The 10335-nt window shown below is 35.6% G+C and carries 7 protein-coding genes and 1 CRISPR repeat array; of the genes, 6 read left to right on the top strand and 1 reads right to left on the bottom strand.

What is annotated here, in order from left to right:
• Window positions 1-43: 43 nt before the first annotated feature.
• Window positions 44-914: direct repeats of the CRISPR family, unit length 28 nt; unit sequence GTTCACTGCCGTATAGGCAGCTTAGAAA.
• Window positions 915-981: 67 nt separating this feature from the next.
• Window positions 982-1539 (bottom strand): lipocalin family protein, encoded by a 558-nt coding sequence (locus AVJ19_RS04180; RefSeq protein WP_111858538.1) that lies wholly within the window; start codon window positions 1537-1539, stop codon window positions 982-984.
• A gap of 486 nt (window positions 1540-2025) precedes the next feature.
• Here AVJ19_RS04180 and AVJ19_RS04175 point away from each other — a divergent pair, with 486 nt between their 5' ends.
• The 6 genes from AVJ19_RS04175 (at window position 2026) to AVJ19_RS04150 (ending at window position 10169) form a co-directional block, all read left to right on the top strand.
• Window positions 2026-3030 carry an SDR family NAD(P)-dependent oxidoreductase gene (locus AVJ19_RS04175; RefSeq protein ID WP_111858537.1) on the top strand — a complete coding sequence of 335 codons (1005 nt, stop codon included), beginning with the start codon at window positions 2026-2028 and terminating at the stop codon, window positions 3028-3030.
• Between the two features lie 149 nt (window positions 3031-3179).
• Window positions 3180-4574 carry a class II fumarate hydratase gene (gene fumC / locus AVJ19_RS04170; RefSeq protein WP_111858536.1) on the top strand — a complete coding sequence of 465 codons (1395 nt, stop codon included), beginning with the start codon at window positions 3180-3182 and terminating at the stop codon, window positions 4572-4574.
• A gap of 105 nt (window positions 4575-4679) precedes the next feature.
• Complete coding sequence (locus tag AVJ19_RS04165; protein ID WP_111858535.1) at window positions 4680-5171, top strand: hypothetical protein; 492 nt, start codon at window positions 4680-4682, stop codon at window positions 5169-5171.
• A gap of 282 nt (window positions 5172-5453) precedes the next feature.
• On the top strand, window positions 5454-6056 hold the full coding sequence (locus tag AVJ19_RS04160) for a nitroreductase family protein (protein ID WP_111858534.1): 603 nt from the start codon (window positions 5454-5456) through the stop codon (window positions 6054-6056).
• A gap of 196 nt (window positions 6057-6252) precedes the next feature.
• Window positions 6253-7221 carry a type I-F CRISPR-associated endonuclease Cas1f gene (gene cas1f, locus AVJ19_RS04155; RefSeq protein WP_111858533.1) on the top strand — a complete coding sequence of 323 codons (969 nt, stop codon included), beginning with the start codon at window positions 6253-6255 and terminating at the stop codon, window positions 7219-7221.
• Entirely contained in the window at window positions 7218-10169 is a 2952-nt protein-coding gene (locus AVJ19_RS04150) for a CRISPR-associated endonuclease Cas3'' (protein ID WP_111858532.1), read from the top strand. Before cas1f ends, AVJ19_RS04150 begins: the two co-directional genes overlap by 4 nt.
• The last annotated feature ends 166 nt before the right edge of the window (window positions 10170-10335 follow it).

Below are 10335 nucleotides of genomic sequence, written 5' to 3'. Positions count from 1 at the left end.
CAGCTTAGAAAATACCCTGTATTTTCAATAGTTAAATGCGTGAGTTCACTGCCGTATAGGCAGCTTAGAAAATCAAGCCTGTGTCTTGGAAAAAGCACGATTTGTTCACTGCCGTATAGGCAGCTTAGAAACATATTTGCTGCGCTTTTATTGCTTGCGACTGTGTTCACTGCCGTATAGGCAGCTTAGAAAAACTGGGCGCGCTATTTGCGATGTCATGCACAGTTCACTGCCGTATAGGCAGCTTAGAAATGTTGTTTGCAATTCAAAAGCATAAGTACGTTGTTCACTGCCGTATAGGCAGCTTAGAAAGCTTAACTTCTCGTTTGCTTGTTTAGCGCCATCGTTCACTGCCGTATAGGCAGCTTAGAAATGAATCAATCGGAATCATGGTGATATTTGGGAGTTCACTGCCGTATAGGCAGCTTAGAAATATAGCGAACCACGAGAAGCCCCGCAACCCCTGTTCACTGCCGTATAGGCAGCTTAGAAAAAAAGGTAAAAATGGAAATTCTAATACTGCTAGTTCACTGCCGTATAGGCAGCTTAGAAATAAAACATCAGCGGGCAAACTATAAAATAATCGTTCACTGCCGTATAGGCAGCTTAGAAATATAGCGAACCACGAGAAGCCCCGCAACCCCTGTTCACTGCCGTATAGGCAGCTTAGAAATGCAACAAGAGTCGGTGACGATGCTAAAACAAGTTCACTGCCGTATAGGCAGCTTAGAAAGCCCCACGTTATCGGTGCTGCTGTTGTGTTTGTGTTCACTGCCGTATAGGCAGCTTAGAAAATGTTCGAAATAAAACAGGTGGAACTCAGGCGGTTCACTGCCGTATAGGCAGCTTAGAAATGAAGAAAGTACTAACAAAACAACAGTCATCTGTTCACTGCCGTATAGGCAGCTTAAATAAGTGAATATAAGATTATTCACTTATTACCAAGGGACTACTAATCAGTAAAATTTATAAAAATATAGATTACTTATGTTTAGTGTAAATAATATCTGATAAATCAAAACCCAGTGTTTTAGCATAATCTAGATATTCATTTAATATTTGTTGATCAATGTTTGGATCACGACTTAAAACCCATAAATATTTTTTATTAGGACTTCCCACTAAAGCAGTTTGATAATTTTCATCCAGTTTCAAAATCCAATAATCGCCACGACCGACAGGAAGCCAACGAACTAGTTTAGGTAAAAATGTTACTTTAAGCTTACTATTTTGAGGTGGATTTTTAACAAAAGCTTCGCCAATTGATTGATTTAATTTACCATCTTTACTGAAACATTTATTATCAACTACCACATTTCCTTTATCATTTAATGAATAATTTGCTGTGACATTGTAGTCACATACTTTTTGAAAATATAAAGGTTTTCTTGCAATTTCATGCCACTGACCTGCATATTTATTGATATCAACTTTTTTTACTGTTGGAATATCATTAGTATTTGCATTTGCTAAAGTTACTAAGCCTAATGCAATAAGTCCTCCAATAAGGAGCTTTTTTTTAAACTTCGTTCTAGACATAATTTTCTCTTAAACTGAGTAATAAAATAAAGATTATTAAATGTAATTCAAATTAATTTAAGTTCTTGTATTTTTTTGTTATTTTAAATTAATACTTGAATACATATATAAGTCTTTTTACCTGATAAAAAAACCTTTCATCCATTACTAGTTTTTTTGACTTCATTATCTGGAGGACGTTATAGGTATATGCAAATATTTTAAATTGAATACTTTGATCTTATTTTTTCCCAATGTCCCACATTTTGTGTTAAATAATTGATTCTAATTTTTGACATCAACAAGATACAGTTAATAGCTATAACTGCAACATATAGAATATTAAGAAGTTGTAAAATAGTAAAAGAGATGTCTTAAAATTAAGCTGATTTAGGGAAATCTCATGTTAGTTGTTTTGTTCTTAAAGGCTGTGGATAAATACGTGGCAACACCAAAATTACACCAATAAGTTTTAAGTACATGATTATTATAAGGAGTATCTATACAATGATTTTAGTGACTGGTGGTTTAGGCTTTATAGGCTCGCATGTGGTGATTAGCTTGCTTGCTCAAGGGCAAGAGGTCGTCATTGTGGATAACTTAGCCAATGCAAATTTACAAACTTTAGAACGGCTTGAATATATTGCAGGCATGTATATTCCATTTGTAAAAATTGATGTTCGTAATACGCCAGCTTTAAATAAAGTGTTTGAACAATATTCCATTGATGCTGTGATCCATACCGCAGGTTTTAAATCACTTGAAGAATCTAAACTCAAACCACTTGAATATTATAATGATAATGTCAGTTGTATCATGAGTTTATTACGTTCTATGCAACGGACAGGCGTGAGAAGTTTGGTGCATTTATCCAGTTTAGCTGTGTATGGAAAATCAAGTTTAGAGCTGCATGAACAAGTTGATTTTAATTATACTTATCCAAATCCCTATATAAAGTCACAACAAATGATTGAAGAAATCATTCAGGATACTTATAAAACAGACAATGAATGGCGTATTGCAATTTTACGTTTGGGGAATATCGTTGGTGCATTTGAACACGGCGTATTGGGTGAGTTTGTAAATCCTTTACCTAAAAATATTGTTCCAATGTTATTACAAGTCGCTGCAGCTCAGCGAGATGTCATTGAGTTACAAAACCAAGCAGATACTGAAGATGGGACAGTTGAACGTAGTTTTGTACATGTTTTAGATGTGTGTGAAGCAATTCAAGCCAGTTTATTTTGGCTACAGAACCAATTTAATATATGTGAAGCCTTTGATATTTCAGGTGAACAAAGTTCGATCCGTAATTTGATTGGTATCGTGAAGGACGTTACTGCTGCTGAAATTACAACCATTGAAGCGGTGTATAAATATGAAGAACTTGCGCAACTCGGTTCAAACAGCACAAAAGCAGAAAATATTTTAAAATGGGCTGCAAAGCGTTCATTGCAAAAAATGATTCAAGATGAATGGAAATTTTATCAAAATACTTTAAATAATGGTTAGGTTAGACGTTATGAGAAATGTTTGTATAAAATTATATTTGATAATGATTATTGTTTACATATTTAAAATTATTGATTAGCATAAATAGATCAAGACATTGAACACTTTGTCGATCGATGCTCATTATTTAGGTTTTACAAGAGGTTAGTATGCAGACACGTATTGAACATGACACTATGGGTGATGTAGAAGTTCCAAGTGAGGCGCTATGGGGTGCTCAAACACAACGTAGTGTGCAAAATTTTAAAATCGGTCATGAACATTTACCTCGCCCTATGATTCGTGCAATGGGTTTAGTGAAAAAAGCCGCAGCAATCACCAATGCTGAATTGAAACAAATACCAGATGAGCTTGCGAACTATATCGTGGATGCCGCAGATGAAGTAATTTCTGGGCAATGGGACAGCCAATTTCCATTGGTGGTATGGCAAACAGGTTCGGGTACGCAAAGTAACATGAACTGTAATGAAGTCATTGCTAATATTGCCAATCAAAAATTGGGCAATGCTTTGGGTTCACAAAAGCCTGTTCATCCGAATGATCATGTCAATCGTGCACAATCAACCAATGACTCGTTTCCAACAGCGATTCATGTTGCAGCAGCTTTACATATCAATGAGTTATTGATTCCTGCGGTCAAACGTCTGCGTAATACGTTAAATTTAAAATCACAAGAATTTCAAGATATTGTAAAAATTGGACGCACCCATTTACAAGATGCAACGCCGTTGACTTTAGGGCAAGAATTTAGTGGTTATGTACAACAATTGGATAATGGAATCAAACGTTTAGAACAAGCTTTAGTTTGGTTATATGAGTTACCACTTGGTGGTACAGCGGTGGGCACAGGTTTAAATGCACATCCTGATTATGCGGAAAAAGCAGCAGCGCAATTGGCACAATTAACAGGTTTGGCATTTATTAGCAACCCAAATAAATTTGAAGCTTTGGCTGGACGAGATGCTGCGGTATTTGCTTCAGGTTCACTTAAAACTTTGGCAGCAAGTTTAAATAAAATCGCCAATGATATTCGTTGGTTAGCGAGTGGTCCACGCTGTGGTTTTGGGGAAATACACATTCCTGAAAATGAACCAGGCTCAAGCATCATGCCAGGCAAAGTCAATCCAACTCAATGTGAAGCGATGACGATGGTGGTTGCACAAGTGATGGGCAATGACACCACAATTAACTTCGCAGGTGCGGCAGGGAACTTTGAGTTGAATGTATATATGCCTGTGATTGCATTTAATTTAATTCAATCCATCCAGTTATTGGGCGATGCATGTAATAGTTTTGATGAACATTGTGCAGTCGGAATTGAACCAAATCGTGAAAAAATAGACTATTTCTTGCATAACTCTTTGATGTTGGTTACAGCACTCAATCCTGTCATTGGCTATGAAAATGCAGCCAAAGTTGCAAAAACTGCTTATAAACAAGGTAAAACTTTAAAAGAAGTTGCAGTTGAACTTGGATTGGTGACTGCTGAACAATTTGATGAAGTGGTACAACCTGAAAAAATGGTGCATCCGAATGCGAAGTAAGTGGTATAACTAATCACAATCTGTACAGAAATCATCAGCAATAGTTTCTATCTATAAATGAAGTGCGTACAATACGCACTAGAATTTTATTGCTGATGATTGGTTATGCTAGATATATATTTGACGGATGTTCAAAAAAATGTTCAATTTAAGGATTATCCGGGTGAACATCCTGTTAAATTTATTTTGAATTTTAAAAAGATTTTCCCAAGTGTTATGGAACTACTTTTACCTGTGCTTCCGTCAGATGAAGATTTAGAAAAAATGACATGGGAATCAACCACTCAAGATTTTGCCACATTTAAACTTTTACTCAGTGGTTGGGGCGTGATCGAATTGCGTTTAAATGCCATTGGTCAATTTAAAGATAAAAACTATGCAGATCAATTGGTGAAAAAAGCCCAAGCCAAACGTAAAGAATTTGCAAAAGTACAAAAGCAACTTGTAACAGTTGAGTTGGATTATTTATTTATGCATGAAATTCATGCTTTGATTGATACTGAATTGGTCGAGCTTGGTGAAAAATTCTATTTACCAACTTTACGTGATTTGTGGAAAGATCAAGTAAAAGCCAATGTTTTAAACGCTAAATTTTAATTGAGCATATTTGCTTATTTTAGGTAGATGCTCAATTCTACATCAGTGTTGAAATGCCAATAAATCGAATGACTTTATTGGCATTTTTTTATGCGGTTTTATATTTTAAATGCTATTAATATGCTTATTTTTTATAAGCATAGAGATGAATTTAAGGTATTTTTGTTCTAATGAAGTCTTAGAATGATGAAAATGACTGTAATATAGATTGTTTAATTTTTCTAATGATTTGTAGCGTTTGGTCTCGTATTTCCCCGAGGAAATAGCAAAGGAATTTCAAAAATGTCGAATCAGTTTTTAGATTTAATTCAAAATAGACGTACAATTTATGCTATTGGATGTGATGTAAAGCTTAGCACAGCGCAACTGACTGATTTGATTCAAACAGCGATCAAGCAAAGCCCATCATCATTTAACTCACAGTCTTCTCGTGCAGTGATTTTGTTTAATGCCGAACATGAAAAATTTTGGGAGTTAGTCAAAGCAAAACTACAAGCCTATGCTAAAGATGAAGCAGGTGCTGCAAAAACCAATGCTCGTATTGATCGCTTTAAAGCAGGATTTGGCACAGTTTTATTTTTTGAAGATTTGGATGTGGTAAAAAGCTTGCAAGATCAATTTTCATCTTATGCAGATAATTTTCCGATTTGGGCAGAACATTCAACAGCAATTGCACAGTTTGCAACATGGACAGCATTAAATACAGAAGGTTTAGGTGCTTCACTACAACATTATAATCCAATTGTGGATGAGCAAGTGCATGCGGAATGGGAAATTCCAACAACATGGCAACTACGTGCACAGTTAGTTTTTGGTTCGGTTGAAGCTCCTGCGGCTGAAAAAACCTATATAGATGATGCAGTGCGTTTTAAAGTGTTTCAATAGAATCTAAATGACTTATTAAAACGAGCTTGTAAATAGCTCGTTTTTTATTGCTTAATATTATATATAATGTCTATAAAGTGTTGCTTTATAATAAAAAATAAGCGTCATAAAATGTCGTTTTGCTTAAAAATAAGACTAGAGTTTAAAATTTATTCTGCTAAATTAATTACAACTTGAATAACATATTATTATAAATATGGAACAACTGAACCCCAGCGATTTAAAGGCGATATTACATTCTAAACGTGCCAATATTTACTATCTTGAGCACGCCCGTGTCATGCAAAAAGATGGTCGGGTACTGTATCTGACCGAAGCGAAAAATGAAAATCAATACTGGAATATTCCTATAGCCAATACCACAGTGGTGATGCTTGGTACAGGTACGTCCATCACTCAGGCAGCCATGCGTATGCTTGCGAGTGCAGGCGTATTGGTCGGTTTTTGTGGTGGTGGCGGAACGCCATTGTTTATGGGTTGTGAAATAGAATGGATGACACCGCAGAGTGAGTATAGACCTACTGAATACATGCAGGGGTGGATGCAGTTCTGGTTTGATGATCAGAAGCGTTTAGAAGTTGCTAAACAGTTCCAGCTTGCACGGATCGAATTTATCCGAAAAATTTGGGACAAAGATCGGGACTTAAAAACTGAAGGTTTTTTTCTGGATGATCTGGATATTCAAAATGCATTAAATGGCTTTGAAAAGAAAATTCCAAATTTAAATAAAGTCGGTGACTTATTACTTGCCGAAGCTGCAACCACTAAACAACTCTATAAAATCGCAGCAACACGTACAGGCTCGAAAGATTTTAGCCGTAATCCTGAACAAGGGGATTTAGCCAATGACTTCCTCAATCATGGCAATTATTTAGCCTACGGCTTAGCTGCTACCACACTTTGGGTTTTGGGGATTCCACATGGTTTTGCGGTGATGCATGGTAAAACTCGTCGTGGGGCTTTGGTCTTTGATGTGGCGGATTTAATCAAGGATGCTGTGGTTCTGCCCTATGCTTTTATTTGCGCCAAAGAAAAAATGACCGAGCAAGAGTTTCGTCAGCAAGTTTTGCAGAAATTTACCGAACATCGCTGCCTTGATTTCATGTTTGATCAAGTGAAAGCGCAAGCTTGTAAAAATCATGATGTAGATGGGGATGCATTATGATCGTGACCTTTATTTCCCAGTGCGAAAAGAAAGCCATTCCTCGTACTCGCCGTGTACTCGATGCTTTTGCAGATCGGATCGGGGATAACACGTGGCAAACCGTAATCACGGAAGATGGTTTGATTGCGGTGAAAAAGCTGCTTCGTAAAACCGTGACTAAAAGCACTGCGGTGAGTTGTCATTGGATACGTGGACGACGTAGAAGCGAGTTGCTGTGGGTCGTGGGGAATAGAAATAAGTTTAATTCAGAGGGGATTGTTCCTGTGAATAGTACCCAAAAAGAAGTATTTATGGATGTGATGACAATGAAAGCAAAGAAAGACGAATTTTACGCAAATACACAATTACAACCTTTGGCTGAGCATTCATTTGCAATTGGCTATTTAGCACAGCTACTGTTTAAAAAAGTGGTGGATAATGAAGAATATGAAAATCTTTCCAAAGTGGCATTTTTAGCAGGTTGTTTACATGATTTGGGAAAGCTAGATCCTCATTTTCAGGATTGGGTAAAAAAAGCGAAACAGCCGGATGATATTGAAGATGGGCAACATATCGAAAAAGGTAAATTTAGTTTCGATAAACATCCACGTCATAATGAAATTTCATTGTTGATATTTAATCTTTTAGAGCAACAATGTAAAAATTTAAATAATCGTCAGAAAGAAAGTATTCAACATGTTTTGTATTGGCATCACGCAAAGCCATATCGTCAAAATGATGATTTTACAGGCAGTTATAAGGCATATGAATATTTAATTAAGAATATTGGTGCGGAACAATTTGCAGTGCTGATAAAAAATAGTACTAACGTTATTAAACGTATGAATGGAATTGCTAAACACTTCAATTCAGTAGAGTTAATAGAACAACATTTACCTTGGAGTGACGAGGACTGCACAGGATTGATTGAAAATTTTGAATATATGTTCAAAAGTCGAAGCTTTCCCGATTTTAAATCTTATGCAAGTACAGATTCAACGGATGTATTGACAGGTAAAATTCAAACTAATGCACAGCATAATTTATTACGTGCTTGTGTGATCAGTGCTGATCGAATTGTATCTAAGCAAACAGCGCAAGATTTGGTGGATTTTATTGCTGAAAAACGTTTGGATGAATTGTTGGAAGATCAGGAAATTTTATCTGATTTAGCAGAACATTTGAAAAATGTAGCAACGAAATTCCCTGATAGTGAAAGAACACAAAAGCAGAATCAAGTTGCGCAAGAGCTTGCAGATTTACGTGATATTGCTGTACTTGCAGGTCCTGCGGGTTGTGGTAAAACCAAAATTGCTTTGGAATGGGCAAGACTGAAAGATGCCAAGAAAATTATTTGGGTATGTCCACGTGTGCAAGTGTGCCAAGGGATTTTTGAAGAATTAACACAGGATTATTTACCTGATGCAAAAGTTGAAATTTTGACAGGTGAATTTAAATATATTCATGAAAACGGTAAGACGCTCAACGAACCAAAACCATTTTCGGGTGATGTCGTTGTTACCACAATCGACCAAATTTTAGGTTCGATTGTGACACATACCAATGTCAATAGTTTATTGCCTTTCATGGATGCACATGTGGTTTTTGATGAATATCATGAATATATTGGCATGGAGATTTTTAATCTTTTATTTGCAGAACTCATCGCCAATAAGAATATGCGTAAACGTTATGAGAAAAATACATTATTGGTTTCTGCAACACCACATTACTATTATTTGGAAAATATTTTAAATGTACACGAAGATGATGTGATTGAAATGTTATCTTTTAACCAAAGTCAGTATCAAATTGATTTTATTGAGTATGATGAATCTGTGATTGAAGGTAATCCATTTTATCAAACTTATTCGGATCAAACTTTTATTATTTCCAATACTGCACAAACGGCACAACTTGGCTTTATTTATCAGAAAGATCATGAAAATAGTGTGTTATTTCACTCCAAATATAAGCGTAGTGATAAAAAGCAATGGTTTGATGAAGTCTTTGATTCCTTTAAAAAGAATGGTTCACAAAAATATGCTGTTTTAAGAAGTGGTCCTATTGTTCAAGCCTCATTAAATATCACCAGTCAACATATGTTGAGTGAAATGACTTCGCCTGAAAACATGCTGCAGCGTATGGGGCGTTTAGATCGTTTTGGTGAAAATGATGCAGTGAATATTTTACAGGTTGCGATTACTGAAAATGTTAAAAATGGTAGTTGCAAAGGTTCATTGGCTTACTTTTTAAATCAATTGAATAGCTTACAAACCACAAAAGCATGGTATGACTTTTTGCAAGATCGTTTAAATGGAAAAGTCTTTAAAATTGCTGAGTTATATACGCTTTATCGTGAATTTTACGCACACCAAAAACAGTTGAGTGATAAGTCTGCGGTTATTCAGGATATGGACAAGGCTTTAAAGAAAAGCATTGATTTATTGAATAAAAAAGTCACTGAACCGACTAAAGTCATGAAGTCTAAAACGGCTGAGAGAAAGTCTAAGATCAGTAAAAATTCATTACGTGGTGACAGTCGTTTTGTGCAATTGGCTGTTTTAAATTTGAATGATTTTAAACAACCTATTTTTGAAAATGAATATGCTTATACACCACCTTTGGATGATAAAACTGAATATGACAATCTGACAGAATCTTTAAATATTATCAGAGATTTAGGATTGATTACTTTTATTGCGCAGAAGCATGGTAATGTCGATTCGACACATCCAGTCAAAGGGATTCCTGAGAAAAAACAACAAGCTCGTTGTGCTGTATTGGAGAATTATGCACGAGATGCCGATTTCCCACTGTATTTAAGTTATATCGAAGATGATCTTAATAAGGTAGGTGGAACAGGAGTTCGACATCCTGAAGCAATCTATTACGCAGTCACAGATCAACAGCCAATTGGCTCAATCTCATTGGATAAATTAAAGTTTTTAATGATGAATTTTTTGTAAATGTCTAATATATAACATTTTTAAGTATAGGTGCGCTAGTGATTGGTGCATCTTATTCATGGTATAGAATGAAAATATATGAGTTTTAATATATAAATAAAACTCTTATGGTGTTTTTATTTTAGGGCGTGTATAGTCTTACTAAATGGAACAAGGTTATACCAAA

Source organism: Acinetobacter sp. CFCC 10889 (assembly GCF_003268395.1).
GTDB lineage: Bacteria > Pseudomonadota > Gammaproteobacteria > Pseudomonadales > Moraxellaceae > Acinetobacter.
Note: the sequence above shows the minus strand (reverse complement) of the source record. Positions and strands in the feature narration are given on the sequence as shown.